18 protein-coding genes and 2 pseudogenes are annotated in these 17,916 nt (G+C 70.9%); 13 read left to right on the top strand and 7 right to left on the bottom strand.

All coding sequences use genetic code 11. The annotated features are described in order from the left end of the window. Positions 1-58: 58 nt before the first annotated feature. The 3 genes from K4G64_RS19095 to K4G64_RS19105 are packed head-to-tail and all read right to left on the bottom strand — an operon-like array spanning position 59 to position 2,714. Positions 59-1,015 (bottom strand): ABC transporter substrate-binding protein, encoded by a 957-nt coding sequence (locus K4G64_RS19095; protein ID WP_308122423.1) that lies wholly within the window; start codon positions 1,013-1,015, stop codon positions 59-61. Further along, entirely contained in the window at positions 1,012-1,566 is a 555-nt protein-coding gene (locus K4G64_RS19100) for a GNAT family N-acetyltransferase (RefSeq protein ID WP_221757231.1), read from the bottom strand. The genes K4G64_RS19095 and K4G64_RS19100 overlap by 4 nt, the downstream gene beginning before the upstream one ends. Further along, positions 1,563-2,714, bottom strand: a complete 1,152-nt coding sequence (locus K4G64_RS19105; protein WP_221757232.1) for an LLM class flavin-dependent oxidoreductase — start codon at positions 2,712-2,714, stop codon at positions 1,563-1,565. The genes K4G64_RS19100 and K4G64_RS19105 overlap by 4 nt, the downstream gene beginning before the upstream one ends. A 594-nt stretch (positions 2,715-3,308) precedes the next feature. Here K4G64_RS19105 and K4G64_RS19110 point away from each other — a divergent pair. The 10 genes and pseudogenes from K4G64_RS19110 (at position 3,309) to K4G64_RS19150 (ending at position 12,659) form a co-directional block, all read left to right on the top strand. Continuing rightward, a complete protein-coding gene (locus K4G64_RS19110) occupies positions 3,309-4,316 on the top strand; it encodes an amino acid ABC transporter permease (protein ID WP_221757233.1) in 1,008 nt (335 codons plus the stop codon). Then, positions 4,313-6,328 carry an FAD/NAD(P)-binding domain-containing protein gene (locus tag K4G64_RS19115; protein WP_221757234.1) on the top strand — a complete coding sequence of 672 codons (2,016 nt, stop codon included), beginning with the start codon at positions 4,313-4,315 and terminating at the stop codon, positions 6,326-6,328. The genes K4G64_RS19110 and K4G64_RS19115 overlap by 4 nt, the downstream gene beginning before the upstream one ends. A gap of 271 nt (positions 6,329-6,599) precedes the next feature. Beyond that, a complete protein-coding gene (locus tag K4G64_RS19120) occupies positions 6,600-7,190 on the top strand; it encodes a winged helix-turn-helix domain-containing protein (protein WP_221757235.1) in 591 nt (196 codons plus the stop codon). A 13-nt stretch (positions 7,191-7,203) separates the two neighbouring features. Further along, positions 7,204-8,433, top strand: coding sequence for an acyl-CoA dehydrogenase family protein (locus K4G64_RS19125; protein WP_221757236.1), 1,230 nt, complete (start codon positions 7,204-7,206; stop codon positions 8,431-8,433). 30 nt (positions 8,434-8,463) lie between these two features. Continuing rightward, positions 8,464-8,802 carry a hypothetical protein gene (locus K4G64_RS19130; protein ID WP_221757237.1) on the top strand — a complete coding sequence of 113 codons (339 nt, stop codon included), beginning with the start codon at positions 8,464-8,466 and terminating at the stop codon, positions 8,800-8,802. Between the two features lie 187 nt (positions 8,803-8,989). After that, positions 8,990-9,109: pseudogene (locus K4G64_RS19135) on the top strand (TauD/TfdA family dioxygenase); the annotation flags it as partial. A gap of 373 nt (positions 9,110-9,482) precedes the next feature. After that, positions 9,483-9,584: a putative leader peptide gene (locus K4G64_RS41440; protein ID WP_374206428.1), complete on the top strand. Its 102-nt coding sequence runs from the start codon at positions 9,483-9,485 to the stop codon at positions 9,582-9,584. A gap of 194 nt (positions 9,585-9,778) precedes the next feature. Beyond that, entirely contained in the window at positions 9,779-10,885 is a 1,107-nt protein-coding gene (locus K4G64_RS19140; RefSeq protein ID WP_221757238.1) for an ABC transporter substrate-binding protein, read from the top strand. A gap of 54 nt (positions 10,886-10,939) precedes the next feature. Further along, positions 10,940-11,737: an ABC transporter ATP-binding protein gene (locus tag K4G64_RS19145; RefSeq protein WP_221757239.1), complete on the top strand. Its 798-nt coding sequence runs from the start codon at positions 10,940-10,942 to the stop codon at positions 11,735-11,737. Further along, positions 11,724-12,659, top strand: a complete 936-nt coding sequence (locus tag K4G64_RS19150) for an ABC transporter permease (protein WP_221757240.1) — start codon at positions 11,724-11,726, stop codon at positions 12,657-12,659. Before K4G64_RS19145 ends, K4G64_RS19150 begins: the two co-directional genes overlap by 14 nt. On the opposite strand, the gene K4G64_RS19155 is transcribed toward K4G64_RS19150, so the two are convergent. Beyond that, on the bottom strand, positions 12,649-13,032 hold the full coding sequence (locus tag K4G64_RS19155; protein ID WP_221757261.1) for an MFS transporter: 384 nt from the start codon (positions 13,030-13,032) through the stop codon (positions 12,649-12,651). The two genes, K4G64_RS19150 and K4G64_RS19155, sit on opposite strands and share 11 nt — an antisense overlap. A 141-nt stretch (positions 13,033-13,173) precedes the next feature. Between K4G64_RS19155 and K4G64_RS19160 the strand changes: the two genes are divergently transcribed. The 3 genes from K4G64_RS19160 to K4G64_RS19170 are packed head-to-tail and all read left to right on the top strand — an operon-like array spanning position 13,174 to position 15,352. Next, on the top strand, positions 13,174-14,244 hold the full coding sequence (locus K4G64_RS19160) for an aromatic ring-hydroxylating dioxygenase subunit alpha (protein WP_221757241.1): 1,071 nt from the start codon (positions 13,174-13,176) through the stop codon (positions 14,242-14,244). Further along, positions 14,241-14,420 carry a hypothetical protein gene (locus K4G64_RS19165; protein WP_221757242.1) on the top strand — a complete coding sequence of 60 codons (180 nt, stop codon included), beginning with the start codon at positions 14,241-14,243 and terminating at the stop codon, positions 14,418-14,420. The genes K4G64_RS19160 and K4G64_RS19165 overlap by 4 nt, the downstream gene beginning before the upstream one ends. After that, positions 14,417-15,352, top strand: a complete 936-nt coding sequence (locus tag K4G64_RS19170; protein ID WP_221757243.1) for a PDR/VanB family oxidoreductase — start codon at positions 14,417-14,419, stop codon at positions 15,350-15,352. Before K4G64_RS19165 ends, K4G64_RS19170 begins: the two co-directional genes overlap by 4 nt. 84 nt (positions 15,353-15,436) lie before the next feature. On the opposite strand, the pseudogene K4G64_RS19175 reads toward K4G64_RS19170, so the two are convergent. The 3 genes and pseudogenes from K4G64_RS19175 to K4G64_RS19185 all read right to left on the bottom strand — a co-directional run. After that, a pseudogene (locus K4G64_RS19175) lies at positions 15,437-16,069 on the bottom strand (discoidin domain-containing protein); the annotation flags it as partial. 118 nt (positions 16,070-16,187) lie between these two features. Then, a complete protein-coding gene (locus tag K4G64_RS19180; protein WP_221757244.1) occupies positions 16,188-16,859 on the bottom strand; it encodes a GntR family transcriptional regulator in 672 nt (223 codons plus the stop codon). 39 nt (positions 16,860-16,898) lie between these two features. Continuing rightward, on the bottom strand, positions 16,899-17,900 hold the full coding sequence (locus K4G64_RS19185; RefSeq protein WP_221757245.1) for a proline racemase family protein: 1,002 nt from the start codon (positions 17,898-17,900) through the stop codon (positions 16,899-16,901). Positions 17,901-17,916 lie beyond the last annotated feature (16 nt).

Genomic DNA, 17,916 nt, shown 5'->3' on the forward strand with positions numbered 1-17,916 from the left:
CGGCGCGGTGTCGGTGGTGGATGGCAGCGTGGACATCGTGGACGTACCTGCTCAACTCTCAGGTGTGCTCGGGCGGGTTGATCCGCGACGTGTCGATCGCGGAGGCGGAGGTGCCCCACTTCTTGAGGATCCGGGCGTACGTGCCGTCCTTGATCAGCTCGTCGACGGCGGCCTGGAAAGCCTTGGTGAGTGGGGAGCCCTTCTTGAAGGCGAAGCCGACGTCCAGGCGGTGGAACTCGCCGAGGAAGGTGGTCTGGGAGGCGGGCTGGGCCGCCTGGTAGCGCAGGCCGTTGATGGTCGACATGATGACGTCGATACGGCCCTGCCGGAGCGCGGTGAGGGTCGCCGCGTTCTCCGAGTAGACCTTCACGTCGTACGGCTTCTTGCCCGCCTTGGCGCACACGCCCTTCTGCGCGGTGAGGGTCGCCTCGAAGGTGGTGCCGGCACCGGTGCCGATGGTCAGCCCGCACAGCTGGGTGAGGTCGGTGACCTTCTTGCCGAGGGCGGTGTCGCCCGTCTTCACCGCGAAGCCCTGGCCGTCGTTGATGTAGGTGACGAAGTCGATGGTCTTCAAGCGTTCGGTGGTGACGCCGAAGTTGCCGGTCCCGAAGTCGTACTTGCCGCTGCCCAGGGCGGGCAGGATCGTCTCGAAGGAGGCGTCCTGCCGCTCCAGCTTCACGCCGAGGACCTTGGCCACCGCGTCGGCGAGGTCGATGTCCTGGCCGGCGGGCGGCTTGTCCTGCCCGTTCGGGTAATACGCACCGGGCGGGAACCCGATCGAACTGCCGACGCGGAGCGAGCCCGATTCGCGGACATCGGCGGGCAGCAGGGCAGCCACCGAGTCCACCTTGCCTATGGCGGCGACCGGGTCGTCGGTCGGTGCGGAAGACGCCTGAGCGCCCGCCGGTGTGGTGCCGGAGGTGTCGCCGGAGCCACACGCGGTCAGCGCCAGTACGGGCAGCAGCGCGAGGGTAGCGGCGAGGCGCAGGCGGGTTCTGATCGGGCGAGGGTTCACAGTTCGGCTGCCTTTCCCGTGCGTGCTGTGCTTGCCGTGCGTGCTTCGGCCGGCAGATGCTTCTCGAAGGGCAGCGGGCCGATGGTCTCCGGGTCGGCCTCGGTGTCGAACAGCGGTGTGTAGCCGGTGGCCAGGTACAGGCCGCGGGCCTCGGGCTGGCGTGGCCCGGTGGTCAGGTAGATCCGCCGGTAGCCGCGTGTGCCCGCCTCGCGTTCCAGCTCGGCGATGACACGGCGGGCGAGGCCACGCCGCCGGTGGGCGGAGTGGGTCCAGATCCGCTTCAGTTCGGCGGTGGTCGCGTCGTACCGCCGGAAGGCGCCGCCTGCGACGGGCTCGCCGCGCGCCACCAGCAGGAGCAGCAGGCCGCCGTACGGCTCGGTGAACTCCTCATCGGGGTAGCGGGAGATCTCGGCGTGGGCGTCCTTGCCGTAGCGGGTGGAGTACTCGTGGCCGAGTTCGCGCAGCAGGGGTCTCACGCGTGGGTCGGAGACGCGGACATGAAGCACGGTCACCTCCACTGCCGACGACGGTGGTTGGGCTACGGAGGTCATTCGCCCACCGCCGCGAGGGGCTGCGTCCCGCGTGCCGCCCGCTCGGCGTCGCGCTTGGCGACCTCCTCGCGGACGATCGGGATGACGTACCGGCCGAAGTCGATGGCGTCGCCCAGCAGGTCGTAGCCGCGGGCGGAGAGGATGTCGACGCCGAGGTCGTAGTAGTCGAGCAGCGCCCGGGCGACCGTCTCGGGGGTGCCGACCAGGGCGTTGGAGTTGCCCGCGCCGCCGGTCGCTGCGGCGGTCGGTGTCCACAGGGCCCGGTCGTAGCGCTCCCCCGCCTCGGCGATGGCGAGCAGCCGCTGCGAGCCGACGTTTTGAGGTGTTGCAGCCTGCGGCTGGGCCTGCCCGTTGTGGCGTTTGGTGATCGCCTCGCCCCTCTCCCTGCGCGTCTTGATCGCGCCGACCGTGCGGTGGGCCTTCTCCCAGGCCAGCTCCTCGGTCGGGGCGATGATCGGGCGGAAGGCGACCTGGATGCGCGGCACGTCGGTGCGGCCCGCGGCCTTCGCGGCGGCCTTCACGTTCTCGATCTGCTCGGCGGTCTTCGCGAGGGGTTCGCCCCACAGGCAGTAGATGTCGGCCTCCGCGCCGCCCGCGGCGTACGCGGCGGGCGATGAGCCCCCGAACGAGACGCCGGGGCGCGGCTGTTGGACGGGAAAGACGTCGCTCGCGAAGTCGTGGAAGCGGTAGTGCTCGCCCTCGTGGTCGAAGGGCTCGTGCGTGGTCCAGATCTTCTTGACGATCCGGACGTACTCGCGGGTGCGGGCGTAGCGCTCGTCCTTGGTGAGGGTGTCGCCCTCGCGGCCCTGTTCCCGGTCGTTGCCGCCGGTGATGAAGTGCACGGTGAGCCGGCCCTCGCTGATCTGGTCGAGGGTGGCGAAGGTCTTCGCGGCGAAGGTCGGGTACGACACGTTGGGCCGGTGGGCCAGGAGGATCTGGAGCCGGTCCAGCCTGCTCGCGATGTACGCGGCGGCCGGTGCGGGGTCCGGCGATCCGGAACCGTAGGCGAACAGCACCCGGTCCCAGCCGTGGTCCTCGTGGGCGCGGGCGAGCCGGAGCGTGTACTCCTTGTCGAACGCGGGGCCGGAGCGCGGGGTGGTTTCGGAGCCGTCGTGGGTGGCGGCGATGCCGAGGAACTCCACTGGCATGGGAGATGGCCTTTCAGGGTGCGGCGACACGCAGGCATGACGGAATCGCCTTGCGTGCAGGCATGAGCGCACAGACCGTCAGGCAGACGGGTCGGTGCAGTCGTGACGACGTCGAGCGTCAGGAGAAGCAGAGCTGCGGCAGCGCGCGTGAGGAGAGAACTCGGCCCGCGACGGGGTCACCGAGGGAGGGAAGGGCCGGTCAGACGGCCCGCTGCCGAGTCAGGCGCAACACGCGGCGGACCACACCCGACCGAAGTCGATGTGATCGCGCGAGACCAAGCGCTGCTGGGCATTCATGCGACTAATTGAGCAGTACATCGTGGCACTCGTCAAGCAGCGCCCGGGTGCCGGACCACCGGGACCGGCCCTGCCCAGGGCGCTGTTGACACATCGATGCCCTGGGCACATACGATCGACTGCGGATCGACTGCCCTGCGCGGCAGCCTCTCCGGCCGCGTTGAGGGACGCGGCGAATGTGACGACGCCGAGCCCCGGCCGCACCGTACGCACGCAGCGCCTGTGCCGTTGCGCTCCCTACGGGTGCCACCGGGTTGTCACCCACGCCTGCGATCCCCTCCCCCGGAGAGCCTCTCGATGGTCACGCCTTCCGACGTCACGCCGGCCCCTGCGACGAAACCCCCGGAACCGGCGAGCGCGCCTGGCCCCGATGTGCCGCGCATCGTGCCGCGCCGGCACCTCGGCCGCTGGGCGACCGCTGCCGCCGCGCTGCTGCTGTTCGCGATGGTGCTCAACTCCGTCGTCCGCAACGACGCCTTCCAATGGAGCGTGGTGGGCCGGTACTTCACCACCGCCGCCGTGCTCGACGGACTGCTGCTCTCCCTGTGGCTGACCGCCGTGGTGATGGTGCTCGGCTTTCTGCTCGGCACCGTGCTGGCGGTGATGCGGCTGTCGGCCAACCCTGCTCTGTGCACGCTGAGTTGGGGCTATGTGTGGATCTTCCGGTCCACGCCGCTGCTGGTGCAGCTGCTGTTCTGGTTCAACATCGGCGCCCTGTATCCGACGCTCGGCCTCGGCATCCCGTTCGGCCCGCAGTTCCTCACCGTCAAGACGGTCAACCTCCTCGGCCCCACCCTGACCGCCGTCATCGGCCTGACCCTGCACGAAACCGCGTACGCCGCCGAGGTGGTGCGCGGCGGCATCCTCTCGGTGGACGCCGGGCAGACCGAGGCCGCACAGGCACTCGGCCTGAGCAGACGCCGCACCCTGCGCCGGATCGTGGTGCCGCAGGCGATGCGCTCGATCGTGCCCACGGCCGGGAACATGCTGATCGGCACCCTCAAGGGCACGAGCATCGTCAGCGTGCTGGCCGTGCACGACCTGCTGTACTCGGTGCAGCTGATCTACAACCAGACCTACCAGGTCATCCCGCTGCTGATGGTCGCCACGCTGTGGTACATCGCGGTCACCACAGTGCTCAGCGCGGGCCAGTTCTACGTCGAGCGGCACTACGCGCGCGGGGACTCTCGCGCCCTGCCTCCGACCCCGCTGCAGCGGCTGCGCGGCCACCTGACCGCCGTCCGCCACCGACTGAACGCGGTCACGGCCGCCGACGCCCGCCCGGTGATCGGCGGTGACCGGTGAGCAGCACCCCTTCGCCGGCCGTCCTGGTCGTCGTCGGCGCGGGGCCGCGCGCCACGGGCCTGCTGGAACGGATCGCCGCCAACGCGCCCGAACTGTCGGACGGAGTACGGGAGTTGCGCATCCATCTGGTGGACCCGTATCCGCCCGGCCCGGGACGCATCTGGCGCCACGAGCAGTCGGCGCTGCTGCGGATGAACTCCATGGCCGAGGACGTCACCATGTTCACCGACGAGTCCTCCACGATCGACGGCCCGGTACAGCCGGGCCCCTCGCTCGCCGAGTGGGCCGCCCAGTTCTCCGGCCGGGGACCGCGCCACGCCCCGTACTCCCCCAAGCTCTCGGCTTCGCTCGACCAGCGGGTACCCCCACCACCCGCCGACCCGGACGTGCTCGCCGAACTGCGCACGCTCGAGGGGTCCGACTTCCCCACCCGCCGCGCCCAGAGCGCCTACCTGGACTGGGTGTTCCGCTGGACGCTGGCCCAGCTGCCGCCCACTGTCACGGTCGAGTGGCACCCCACCACCGCGACCGCCGTCACCGGCCCCCCGGACGGCCCCCAGCAGGTGCACCTCGCGGACCGTGCCACTCCGCTCATCGCCGACCTGGTGGTCCTGGCCCAGGGACATCTCGGCTCCACTCCCGCCGCCGAGCACCGGGACCACGCCGCCTTCGCCCGCCGGCACGGCCGCTTCCACCTCCCGCCGGAGTTCTCCGCCGACGCCGATCTGTCCGCGCTGCGGCCCGGCGAGCACGTCATCCTGCGCGGTTTCGGGCTGGCCTTCATCGACCTGATGACCCTGCTCACCGAGGGACGCGGCGGCAGCTACCGCACCGAGGCCGACGGCACCCTCACCTACCTCCCGTCCGGCCGCGAGCCCGTCCTGCACGTCGGATCGCGGCGCGGAGTGCCGTACCACTCCAAGACCCGCTACCGCCTCCAGGGCCCCCGGCCGCCGCTGCCGCGCCACTTCGACCGCGAGGCGGTCGACGCCCTGCTCGCCCAGAACCGCCCGCTGGACCTGCGGCGCGATGTCTGGCCGCTGATGGCCAAGGAGATCGGCTTCGGCCACTACCACGAGCTGTTCCACGCCCACCCGGAGCGCACCGCCCTTTCCTGGCCGGACTTCGTCGCCGCCTACGACCGCCTGGGCTGGTACGACGACGAGATGGCGGCCCTCGTCGCCATGGCCGTACCCGACCCGGCGGACCGCCTGGACTTCGAGGCCCTGGACCGCCCGCTGGACGGCCTCGCCTTCCACACGCCAGAGGCCTTCCAGGACCACCTGCGCGACCACATCGCCCGGGACGTCGCCCGCCGCGAGGACCCGGAGTTCAGCGCCGACCTCGGGGCATTCCTCGCCCTGCTCTCGGTCTACGGGCAACTGCCCCGCCTGGTCGCCTCCGGCCGGCTCACCGCCCGCTCGGTCGCCGACGACCTCGACGGCTGGTGGCACGGCTTCTTCAGCTTCCTCGCCTCCGGTCCGCCCGGCTTCCGCCTGCGCCAACTCCTCGCGCTCTCCCGGGCCGGCGTCGTCCACTTCCTGGGGGCGGGTATCCGCATCGCCACCGACGAATCGAGCGGCACCTTCACCGCGACCAGCCCCACCGTCTCCGGCCACACCACACACGCCACGGCCCTGATCGAGGCGTACCTGCCGGGTTCCTCCCTGGCCCACACCGAGGACCCACTCCTGCGAGACCTGTACCGGGAAGGCGCACTCGCCGAGGAGGTCATCGCCGACCCCACCCACACCCACCGCTCCGGCCTGCTCGTCGTCGCCCCCACGGACGGCCACGTCCTCGACCCGTCCCTCGACAGCCCCCACCCCCGCCGCATCGCCCTCGGTGCCCCCACCAACAGCCGGGCCGTCGCCGCCTTCGCCCGCCCCCGCACCAACGCGCCGGCCTTCCGCCAGAACGACGCCGTCGCCCGCGCGCTCCTGCGTGCCCTGAGCGCCACCGAGGCCGAGACGGCCACGTCTCCGGCGGACGGCCGACCTCTCAGAGTGTGAGACCTTCCCTACTTTCCCTATGGAATTACTAGGGAAGTCTTGACTGCGTCTGCCGGGGGTGCACAGGATGGTGAACATGTCCCGTAAGCAGCAACGACTCGTTCGTCGTCGGCATGTCGACTTTGGTCACGTCGTCAGTGCCGCCTGCTGCCGCGCGTAAGGCACGCGACTCGCACCTCGCCCCTGCCGCTCCGGTCCCCTCTTCCCAGGCGCTCAGTCGAACTCACCCACTGCGCCTGACGGCCCGACACACTTGCAAGGGACAACCGCCATGACCACGGCCCTTCCGGCCCAGGCCGCCCCACACGATCCGCTCCTCTCCGACACCCCCCGTCTTCGCCTGGTGGGCGACACCGCTCAGAGAGACACCCAGGGGCACACTTCCGCGCCGCTCGTCGGCTACCTCGTGCTCGTCCCCGAGGGCACCGATCCCACAGAGCTCTTCGCCAAGGACAGGCCGCGGCCCGAGATCCGACCGGTCGCCGCCGCAGGCTCGGCCCCTGTCCGGCGGACGGCGGACGACGTCGTCCGCATCGATCCGGCGCGACATGTCGCCGAGGTCGACGGACGCCAACTCGACCTCACCTATCTGGAGTTCGCTCTGCTGGCGCATCTCGTTCAGCATCCCCACCACGTGCAGACGCGTGATCGGCTGGTGGCCGCCGTCTGGGGCTACGACCACATCGGTGACGGCCGCACCGTGGATGTCCACATCGCCCGCCTGCGCCGCAAACTGGGCGAAGCTCACCGGCACCGCATCGTCACCGTTCGGCGCGTGGGCTACAAGTACGTGCCCGACCAGCAGGAGAGCTCCCCCGGCCAGCAGGAGAGCTCCAACGCCGCGCCCTGCGGCCGATCTTGAGGAGATCACTTCCATGGGCCTTGCCTCCGCGCCGTCTCACCCCGCCTCGCCGTCCGACCGAACCGGCCCCGGCCAGGCGCACTGGCTGCGCGTGGCCCGCGAGACCGCGGACGACCTGGCCACGGACGCGGCGGCCCGGGAGCAGGCGGGCAAGGCCCCGGTCGACGAGGTGTCCCGGCTGCGCGAGGCCGGACTGCTGACGCTCCTGCCGCCGGCCGGGTTCGGGAGAGGCGGCGCGGACTGGCACACGGCCTACGCCGTCGTCCGGGAGATCGCCGCGGCCGACGGTGCGATCGGTCAACTGCTCGGTTGTCACTACTTCCTGTCGTGGAGCGCCCGGTTCTTCGCCGAGCCCTCTCTCGTCGCGCGGATGGAGGAGCGGTCCGCGGCTGAGGAGTGGTGCTGGGGTGGCGGCTTCGCCCGTCAGGAGCCTCGTCTGATCCTGGCCAGGACCTCCAAAGGACTGGTGCTCGACGGTCGGCAGAGCTACACCACCGGGGTCCTGGTCGCCGATCGCATCGCCGTGCGCGCCGTACGGGAGGACACGGGTGAACCGCTCGCCGTCGTGGTGGATCCCGCCCGTCGCGGTGTGGTGATCGACGGCGATACCGACACCTTCGGCCAGCGGCTCGCGGCCGGCGGCAGCGTGGAGTTCGACGACGTACCGGTGGGTGCCGACGACGTGCTCGGCTCCCTGTCCGCGGACGAGGACCTGTTGTCCCCCCGGGCCGCCCTGGCATCTCCGGTCGGGCGTCTCTTCTCCGCCCAGCTCCTTCTCGGCATGGCCGAGGGAGTGCTCGCCGAGGCCCGTGAGTACAGCAGGACGGGCCATGCACCCTGGCACCCCGCCTGGCCGGTCGGTACCCCGCACGACCCGCAGGTGCAGACCGCCTACGGAGAACTCACCGTCCTGAACCGCTCCGCGTCGGCACTCACCGATCAAGCACTGGAAGCCGTGCGAGGCGGCCTCGAGCGCGGCGAAGACCTCACCTACGACGAGTGTGCGGACATCTCCGCTCTCGTGGCGATGGCCGAAAGCGCCGCGGCCCGGGCAGCGCAGGAGTCCACCACCCGCGCCCTCGACATCATCGGCGCCCGGTCCACCTCCGCACGGCTGGGCTTCGACCGGTTCTGGCGCAATGCCAGGACGCACACCCTGTACGAGCCCGTCGCCCACCGGCTCCGCGATGTCGGTGAGTACCTCCTCAACGGCGCCCACCCTCCGTTCGTCCTGCCCGCCTGACCGGGAGGCGGGGACTTTCGGAGCCCTGCCGTGACACGGTCAACTGGGTCGGCCGGGCTGGTGGTCGGCCTGCTCGTAGCGGTACTGACCGCGCCCGTGGGGGTGTCGGGTGCGGTCTTCCTGGTGCCCGTGCCGTTGAGCGTCCTCGGGGTGCCCAGCCCGGCGGTCACGCCCACCAATCCGCTGTTCAACGTGGTGGCCGGGCCCGGCGTCCTGCTGCGCGGCCTGGTCTGCGGCCTCGACGGACTGATCGGCGGCCACCTCGGGGCACACCCGCAGCCTCGACTGCCCGAAACGGCACTGCGTCTCCTGCTCGGCACCCTGGCCACCGCCCTCGGTGCCCACTACACCGTGCAGTCACTGCGCTGACCGCGGCGGCGGCACAAACGGCAGTCACCACGACCCCGCTTGTCCGGAGAATTGTGAACGCCGCGCTTCATTCGCATGTCGGGCCGTTGAGAACATATGACGCATACGCAAGCGACATTGACCTGGCTTGATTTCGCTGCAACTCTCGTGGCTGTGAGCAAGTTCGAGCCCCTCGCCGCGCGCCAACCTGCCGCGCCTGCTGCAGCGGGTGACCGTCGCGGGTGACGTCCCGGCCGGTGTCGACGGCCGCCTCAGCCACGTCATCGAGGGCGACGACGCCGCCCACTACACCCCGGCCGCAGCCTGAGCACCGCACCCGTCATACGCGGCCGCCGGGCAGGGGTTGCTCCGCTCCCGTCCGGCGGCCCGCCGGTAGCGGATACCGGCCGAAGCCTTACGGGATACAGACGCATGCGGATCTCAGCCAGAGCGGACTACGCGGTACGTGCCGCCCTGCGGCTCGCCGCGTCACGCGATGACGGGCGCCCGCCGACGTAACCGCACTGACCGACGGCCCGAAAACCTGGGTAACCCCCTGACACGCTGGGGACGTCGCCCGACGATTCCAAAGTGCGAGATTGTCGCGTCCATCATATGAACACCCTCTTGGGATGAACGCCGCCTTCTGCCACGATCCCTATCAGCCAGGTAGGAAAACTAGGGATCCGTGGGGGGTGGCCATGCGAACGCGCAACCGTGCAGACCTGTCACTCCCCCTGCTGACCTCGCGCCGCCACATCGACCTCGGCCGCTCGTCAAGCGCCCTCTGTCGGCCCGCCTGAGGCCGTCGACAGAAGATCCTTCGGTCGGCAGCGTCACCCGCGCCGGCCCATCCCCGCACAGCTCCGCTCCCGGACCCGCGACGGCATTCCCGCGCCGAGGGTCGACGAATGAAGCGCAGGCGCATGCCCATGAGCTCTGCGCCTCGCGCTTTCGCATCCTTCCGATCACCCCATTCCCTGGAGAGGACACCTCCGTGTCTGCCGCAAGACCACTCACCACCCTGCGCACCATCGCCGTCGTAGCAGCGCTCCCGCTCCTGCTCACCGCCTGCGGCTACGGATCCGACGCCAACGACGACGACAAGCGGACCGAGGTCGCGGCGGGCGCCAAGAAGCTCTCCGCCGACGAGGTGAAGATCGGCTACTTCCCCAACCTCACGCACGCCACCGCTCTGGTGGGCGTCCAGGAGGGGCTGCTCCAGAAGGAGCTCGGCGGCACCAGGATCAAGCCCTCGACCTTCAACGCCGGCCCTTCCGAGATCGAGGCGCTCAACGGCGGCTCCATCGACATCGGGTGGATCGGCCCCTCTCCCGCCATCAACGGCTACACCAAGTCGGGCGGCAAGAATCTGCGCATCATCAGCGGTTCCGCCTCCGGTGGCGTGAAGCTCGTGGTCAACCCGAAGAAGATCAAGTCCCTGGACGACGTCAAGGGCAAGAAGATCGCCACGCCGCAGCTCGGCAACACCCAGGACGTCGCGTTCCTCAACTGGATCGCGGAAAAGGGCTGGAAGGTCGACGCTCAGAGCGGCAAGGGCGATGTCTCCGTCGTCCGCACGGACAACAAGATCACCCCGGACGCCTACAAGTCCGGTTCCATCGACGGCGCCTGGGTGCCGGAGCCGACCGCTTCCAAGCTGGTCGCCGAGGGCGGCAAGGTGATCCTCGACGAGGCCGACCTGTGGCCCGACAAGAAGTTCGTGATCACGAACATCATCGTGCGCCAGGACTTCCTCAAGGATCACCCGGACGTCGTCGAGGCCGTGCTGCGCGGCTCGGTGAAGACCAACGAGTGGATCAACGCCAACCCGGACAAGGCCAAGGCGTCAGCCAACGCGGCACTGGAGGAAGAGTCCGGCAAGGCCCTGCCCGCCGAGGTCATCGACCCGGCCTGGAAGTCCATCACCTTCCTCGACGACCCGCTGGCCTCGACCCTCAACACCGAGGCGGAGCACGCGGTGAAGGCCGGTCTGCTGGAGAAGCCCGACCTGAAGGGCATCTACGACCTCGCACCGCTCAACAAGGTCCTCAAGGCCGAGGGCAAGGACGGGGTCGAAGACGCCGGTCTCGGCGCCGAGTAGCCGAACAGCTGACAAACGGCAACCGCCCCGATGAGTACACAGGAGGTGACGACCATGGCCACCACGGTCGCCAAGGCTGTCCAGGACGCCACGGCGGTGACGCACGCCGCCCGGATCGAGCACGTCTCGAAGTCCTTCCCCGCGCCGGGCACGCCCGGCGGGCAGCAGCTCGTGCTGGACGACATCACGCTCAATGTCGCACCGGGCGAGTTCGTCACCCTCCTGGGGGCCTCCGGCTGCGGCAAGTCCACCTTGCTCAACCTGGTCGCGGGGCTGGACCTGCCGTCCGCCGGCTCGATCGACACGGACGGCCGGCCCGCCCTGATGTTCCAGGAACACGCCCTGTTCCCGTGGCTGACCGCGGGCAAGAACATCGAACTCGCCCTGAAGCTGCGCGGCGTCGCCAAACCGGAGCGCCGCGCCGAGGCGGAACGGCTGCTGGACCTCGTACGGCTGCAGGGCGCGTACGGCAAGCGGGTGCACGAGCTGTCGGGCGGCATGCGCCAGCGCGTCGCACTGGCCCGCGCGCTGGCCCAGGACAGCCGGCTGCTGCTGATGGACGAGCCGTTCGCCGCGCTGGACGCCATCACCCGTGACGTCCTGCACGACGAGCTGACCCGCATCTGGCACGAGACGGGAGTGTCGGTGCTGTTCGTCACGCACAACGTACGCGAGGCGGTGAAGCTGGCGCAGCGCGTGGTGCTGCTGTCCTCGCGGCCGGGCCGGATCGCCCGGGAATGGACCGTCGGCATCCCGCAGCCGCGCCGCATCGAGGACAGCACGGTCGCCGAGCTGTCCGTCGAGATCACCGAAGAACTGCGCAGGGAGATCCGCCGCCATGGCCAGCACTGACACCGGCACCGACGCCAAGAAGCACGGCTCATCGGCAGCCGGGGAGTACCAGGACGTGCGGGACACGCAAGATCTGGCGGGGCTGGAGGCCGGGCTCGACGCGCTGGAGTCGGCACAGGCCGCCCGTACTCCGCTGCGCGAGACCCTGATCCGCAAAGCACTGCCGCCCATCAGCGCCGTCGCACTGGTGCTCGTGGTCTGGCAGCTGCTGGTGTGGGCCGAGGTCGCCCCCGACTACAAGCTGCCGTCGCCGTCCGCGGTGTGGGGCGAGGTGACCGCCGCCTGGCAGCAGGGCACGCTCCTCGACTACATCTGGACGTCAGTCTCGCGCGGCCTGCTCGGCTTCCTGATGGCACTCGCCATCGGCACGCCGCTCGGCCTGCTGGTCGCCCGGGTGAAATTCGTCAGGGCGGCCGTCGGCCCCATCCTGTCCGGTCTGCAATCGCTGCCGTCCGTGGCCTGGGTGCCGCCCGCCGTGCTCTGGCTGGGCCTGAACAACTCGATGATGTACGCCGTGATCCTGCTCGGCGCGGTCCCCTCCATCGCCAACGGCCTCGTCGCCGGCATCGACCAGATCCCGCCACTGTTCCTGCGCGCCGGACGCACCCTGGGAGCGACCGGCCTGCGCGGCGCCTGGCACATCGTGATGCCGGGCGCGCTCCCCGGCTATCTCGCCGGACTGAAGCAGGGCTGGGCATTCTCCTGGCGTTCGCTGATGGCCGCCGAGATCATCGCCTCCTCACCCGATCTGGGCGTCGGACTCGGCCAGTTGCTGGAGAACGGGCGCAACAACGCCAGCATCTCGCAGGTGTTCCTGGCCATCTTCCTGATCCTGCTCGTCGGCATCGCCATCGACCTGCTGATCTTCAGCCCGCTGGAGCGGCGGGTGCTGCGGGGGCGGGGCCTGCTGGTCACCCGCTGAACGAACGGGTCGCGATCAACCCGGGGTGCACCCGTCGCAGCGCCGGGTGGGCCCAGGCGGCGAACACCGCGCGGATCGCCCCGCCGCCCGCACCCGGCGTACCGGCTGCGACCCCGGGAGCCACCTGACGCAGCAGCAGGGGGACGGCCGGCGCGGTGCCGACTGCGAGGGCGAGGAACGCCGGACGCCGGCCCGCGGCGCCGGCCGGCAGCCCTCCCAGGGGGACTCCGACGACCTGCCCGCAGGAGAACAGGGCCATGCCGAGCCCGAGGGCGCGCCCGCGGACCCGGTCGGAGGCGGTCTCGGCGATGTGCGCCCAGATCGCGGGCCCCGCGGCGGCCGCGGCGAGCCCGGCCAGGGCCCGCGAGACGATGAGCTGGCCCTGACCAGCTCTTGCGCAGAGACGCTTCCGCCTGGCAGAAGCCGCCTTGTGCGACGGCCACCGCCGTCACGACCCTGTTTGCAACCACGGCACGCGGGGCGACGACGCCCCGCCGACAGGGACGGGAACCCCATGCCTCACATGACCGCCTTCGCCAGGAACCAGTGGTACGTCACCGCCTACAGTCACGAGGTGGGGCGGGAGTTGCTCGGCCGGACGATCCTCGGTGAGACGCTCGTGCTGTACCGGAGCGAGGAGGACGGGACGCCGGTCGTGCTGCACGACCGGTGTGTGCACCGCCGTTACCCGCTGTCCGAGGCGCCGACGCGGCTGGACGGGGACCGGATCGTGTGCGGGTACCACGGGTTCACGTACGACACGTCCGGCACGTGCGTGTACGTGCCCGGGCAGAAACGGGTGCCGCGCACGGCCCGGATCGCCTCCTACCCGGTCGTCGAGCAGGACTCGCTGATCTGGGTGTGGATCGGCGACCCGGCCCTCGCCGACCCGCAGACCATCCCCCGGGCCCGGCACCTCGACTCCCCCGGCTGGGTCACCGTGCGCGGCATGGAGCCCATCTACTGCGACTACGGCCTGCTCGTCGACAACCTCCTGGACCTGTCCCACGAGACGTATCTGCACGGCGGTTACATCGGCACCCCCGAGGTCGCCGAGACGCCGATCACCACCGAGGTCGACGAGGGCGCCGGGATCGTCCGGGTGAGCCGGCACATGGACGACGCCGAATGCCCGCCGTTCTATGCCAGGTCTACCGGCATCGAGGGCCGGATCACCCGCTGGCAGGACATCGAGTACCACGCCCCCTGCCTGTATCTGCTGCACAGCCGCATCGCCCCGGCCGGGGTGCTGCCCGAGGCGGACGGCAGCGACCCGAACGGTTTCCACACCGAGATCACGTACGCGATCACACCGTCCGGTGACGGCACGGTGTACGACTTCTGGGCGGTCTCCCGGGACTGGGCGACGGACGACGACGAGGTGACCGAGTTCCTGCGGGGCAACAACCACACGGTCGTGATGCAGGACGTCACCGCGCTCAACCTGCTGCAGAAGACGCTCGGCACCGAACGCACCGGCTATCAGGAGCTGAGCATCAACATCGACACCGGTGGTCTGGCCGCCCGCCGCATCCTGGCCCGGCTGGTGGAGCAGGGTGAGAAGCCCGTGGAGCAGGTCCAGTGACCGCTCCGACCGGCGAGGTCTACCGCATCGACTGGCTGCCCGGCACCGACACCCTGCACGGCACCTGCCACTGCGGCCGTGAGCACACCGCGCAGGACCCGGTAGATATGTGGGAGTGGATGCTCGCTCATCCCCAGGGGCACTCCGTCGACGAGCCGCGAGGAAACAGCTCATGAGTGTGTACGAGGCCGAACTCGTCGTTGCGCGTGCGGAGTTCGCGGCCGAGGGGGTGCTCGCCCTGACTCTGCGCCACCCGCTGGGCGAGCGGCTTCCGGCCTGGGAGCCGGGTGCCCATGTCGACGTCCTGCTGGAGCCCGGTCTGGAGCGGCAGTACTCGCTGTGCGGCGATCCGGCGGACCGGTCGGCCTGGCGGATCGCGGTGCTGCGCGAGAGCGCCGGGCGGGGCGGTTCGGCCCATGTGCACGAGCGGCTGGGCGAGGGGGCCGAGGTGCGGGTGCGCGGTCCCCGGAACAACTTCGCGCTGGAGCCCGCCGCCCGGTACCGGTTCGTCGCGGGCGGCATCGGCATCACGCCGATCCTGCCGATGCTGGCGGCGGCCGAGGCGGCGGGCGCCGAGTGGACGCTGCTGTACGGCGGGCGCACCCGCGCCTCCATGGCGTTCGGCGAGGAACTGGGCCGTTACGGGGAGCGGGTGACGATCGCGCCCGAGGAGGAGACGGGCCTGCTGGACCTGCCCTCCGTGCTGGACGACGTGCCCGCGGGCACGCTCGTGTACTGCTGCGGCCCCGGGCCGCTGCTGGACGCGGTCGAGGCCAGGTGCCCGTCCGGGATCCTGCGCGTCGAGCGGTTCCGGCCGAAGGAGCAGGAGAGCGGCGACGGCATCGCGTTCGAGGTGGAGTTGGCGCGCAGTGGCAGGACGCTCACTGTCGCCCCGGACGTGTCCGTGCTCGACGCGGTGCGCGAGGCCGGGGTCGAGGTGCTGTACTCCTGCACCGAGGGCACCTGCGGTACGTGTGAGACCGACGTCCTGGACGGCGAGCCGGACCACCGTGACTCGGTGCTGACGCAGGACGAACGCGCGGCCGGCGAGACCATGCTGATCTGTGTGTCCCGCTGCCGCGGGAAGCGGCTCGTGCTGGATCTGTGAGCAGGTCGCCCGATGCGCCGTCCCGGCCCGGCCCGTCGGGCACCGGGACGGCGATCGGTCTCGTGGAGTGAGGCGTCCTGCGCGTCAGGACAGGTAGGCCTCCACCTCACTGAACTGGGCTGCCGGCCAGCCGGTGTTGGCGGTCACGTGCAGCCGCAGGTGCCGCAGGTTCGTGCCGGCGCGCAGGGGGACGGTGACCGTGTTCCCGGTGGCCGGGTCGAAGCGGTGGTCCTTCGCGGCGACGACCGTCGACCAGGTCGATCCGTCGGTGCTGCCCTGCACGGACAGCGTCTGGGTGCGGGCCTGCCAGGCGGCCTGCGGCGGCAGCTTCAGCACCAGGCGGCGGACCGCCTCCCGGGCCCCGAGGTCGACCGTGAGGGTCTGCGGGAAGGCGTGGTTGGCGGACTCCCAGTACGTGTTCGGGTCGCCGTCGACCGCCTTGCCCGGTGTGTAGACGTCCTGCGAGCCGGTGGCCGTGGCCGGGCGGCCCTTGGCGAGGTCGCGGCCCGGGTCGGGGTCCGGGTTGCCCTGGCCGGGCTGCGGCCAGGTGGAGCAGTCCGCCCAGGTGCTGTTCCAGCCCGTGTTGCCGCCGCCGTCGGTGAGCGTGAAGGTGCCCGAGCCGGAGGGGTACGGGCAGTTGTAGACCCCGGCCGCGCCGACGCCGGTCGCCGTGACGTCGCGGAAGGTGGCGGCGCCCGGCGTCTCGGCCTGGACCACGCAAGAGTAGCGCAAGGAACGCAAGCCGCTTGCGCGGTTGCGCAACATCTTGGCCAGAGCCCCTCATCAGGCGGGCGTACACCGGCCAGGGCCGCGCGTCAGGCCCTGCGGCCACCGGTCAGGGCGCGGCCCACATCCCCCGGACATGCCCGAGGTGCCGGGCCATCACGGCCCGTACGGCCTCCTCGTCCCGGGCGAGCAGTGCATCGAGGATCTCCAGGTGCTCCTCGGCCGACGCCTCCAGCCGCCCCTGTTCCACCAGGGCCGTCAGACCGTAGAGCCGCGAGCGGCGTCTGAGGTCGCGTACGACGTCGACAAGGTGGCCGTTGCCGGCGAGACCCAGCAGGCCGAGGTGGAAGCGCAGGTCGGCCTCGACGTAGGCGATGAGGTCGCCGGACGCCGCGGAGGTGACGATCTCCTGGGCGACCGGGCGGAGCGCTTCCAGGGCCGCCGAGTCGGCGGTGCGGGCCAGCTGAGCCGTGGTGGGGATCTCGATCAGCGCCCGGATCTGCGTGTACTCGTCGAGCTGTTGCTCGGAGACGGCGGTGACGCGGAAGCCCTTGTTGGGCACGGTGTCGACCAGGCCCTCCTTGGCCAGGTCGAGCATGGCCTCGCGCACGGGCGTGGCGGAGACGCCGAAGCGGGCGGCGAGGCCGGGGGCCGAGTAGACCTCGCCGGGCCGCAGTTCGCCGGCGATCAGAGCGGCCCGCAGCGCGTCCGCGACCCGCTCCCGGTGGCTGGGCTTCCTGCTGCCCAGCACGGGCAGGGCGGGGGTGTGCCGGGGAGCCATGACGGTCGGGGGTTCCTCTCGTGTGTGCGTACAGGGTGCCTACAGGACGAAGCCCGCGGGGAACGGGTCCTCGGGGTCCAGCAGGTATTGGGCGGTGCCGGTGATCCAGGCGCGTCCGGTGATGCTGGGCAGCACGGCCGGGCGTCCGGCGACCTCGGTCGTGCCGAGCAGTCTGCCGGTGAACCGGGTGCCGATGAAGGACTCGTTCACGAACTCGGTGTGCAGCGGGAGTTCGCCCCGGGCGTGCAGCTGGGCCATGCGGGCGCTGGTGCCGGTGCCGCAGGGCGAGCGGTCGAACCAGCCGGGGTGGATGGCCATGGCGTGCCGGGAGCGGCGGGCGTCCGAGCCGGGGGCGGCCAGGTAGACGTGGTGGAGTCCGTGGATGGACGGGTCCTCCGGGTGGACGGGCGGGCCCTCGGCGTTGACGGCCGCCATCAGGGAGGGGCCGGCCGCGAGGATGTCGTCCTTGCGTTCCCGGTCGAAGGGCAGGCCGAACTGCTCCAGCGGCAGGATCGCGTAGAAGTTGCCGCCGAAGGCGAGGTCGTACGTCACCGTCCGGCCGTCCGCGACGGTGGCCTTGCGGTCGAGGCCGACGGCGAAGGACGGCACGTTGCGCAGGGTGACCGCCTTGGCCGCCCCGTCCTCGACGGCCACCTCGGCGACGACCCGTCCGGCCGGGGTGTCGAGCCGGATGGTGGTGACCGGCTCGACGACCTCGACCATGCCGGTCTCGACGAGCACGGTCGCCACACCGATGGTGCCGTGCCCGCACATCGGCAGATAGCCGGAGACCTCGATGTAGACCACACCCCAGTCGCAGTCGGGGCGGGTCGGCGGCTGGAGGATCGCACCGCTCATGGCGGAGTGGCCGCGCGGCTCGTTCATCAGCAACTGCTTGACGTCGTGGCGGTGTTCACGGAACCACAGCCGCCGTTCGTTCATGGTGGCGCCGGGGATGGTGCCGATGCCGCCGGTGATCACGCGGGTCGGCATGCCTTCGGTGTGCGAGTCGACGGCGTGCAGGACTAGTTTGCTGCGCATGTCGGTCTCCGGATTC

The sequence above is a fragment of the Streptomyces sp. WAC04114 genome, from assembly GCF_019733245.1.
Taxonomy (GTDB): domain Bacteria; phylum Actinomycetota; class Actinomycetes; order Streptomycetales; family Streptomycetaceae; genus Streptomyces; species Streptomyces massasporeus_A.

Bases quoted from the DNA above. Each gene is read 5' to 3' on its own strand.
- K4G64_RS19170 (WP_221757243.1), top strand. From the start codon at position 14,417: ATGAGTGTGTACGAGGCCGAACTCGTCGTTGCGCGTGCGGAGTTCGCG.
- K4G64_RS19105 (WP_221757232.1), bottom strand. From the start codon at position 2,714: ATGCCAGTGGAGTTCCTCGGCATCGCCGCCACCCACGACGGCTCCGAA.
- K4G64_RS19150 (WP_221757240.1), top strand. From the start codon at position 11,724: ATGGCCAGCACTGACACCGGCACCGACGCCAAGAAGCACGGCTCATCG.
- K4G64_RS19185 (WP_221757245.1), bottom strand. From the start codon at position 17,900: ATGCGCAGCAAACTAGTCCTGCACGCCGTCGACTCGCACACCGAAGGC.
- K4G64_RS19120 (WP_221757235.1), top strand. From the start codon at position 6,600: ATGACCACGGCCCTTCCGGCCCAGGCCGCCCCACACGATCCGCTCCTC.
- K4G64_RS19125 (WP_221757236.1), top strand. From the start codon at position 7,204: ATGGGCCTTGCCTCCGCGCCGTCTCACCCCGCCTCGCCGTCCGACCGA.
- K4G64_RS19100 (WP_221757231.1), bottom strand. From the start codon at position 1,566: ATGACCTCCGTAGCCCAACCACCGTCGTCGGCAGTGGAGGTGACCGTG.
- K4G64_RS19180 (WP_221757244.1), bottom strand. From the start codon at position 16,859: ATGGCTCCCCGGCACACCCCCGCCCTGCCCGTGCTGGGCAGCAGGAAG.
- K4G64_RS41440 (WP_374206428.1), top strand. From the start codon at position 9,483: ATGCGAACGCGCAACCGTGCAGACCTGTCACTCCCCCTGCTGACCTCG.
- K4G64_RS19110 (WP_221757233.1), top strand. From the start codon at position 3,309: ATGGTCACGCCTTCCGACGTCACGCCGGCCCCTGCGACGAAACCCCCG.
- K4G64_RS19160 (WP_221757241.1), top strand. From the start codon at position 13,174: ATGCCTCACATGACCGCCTTCGCCAGGAACCAGTGGTACGTCACCGCC.
- K4G64_RS19145 (WP_221757239.1), top strand. From the start codon at position 10,940: ATGGCCACCACGGTCGCCAAGGCTGTCCAGGACGCCACGGCGGTGACG.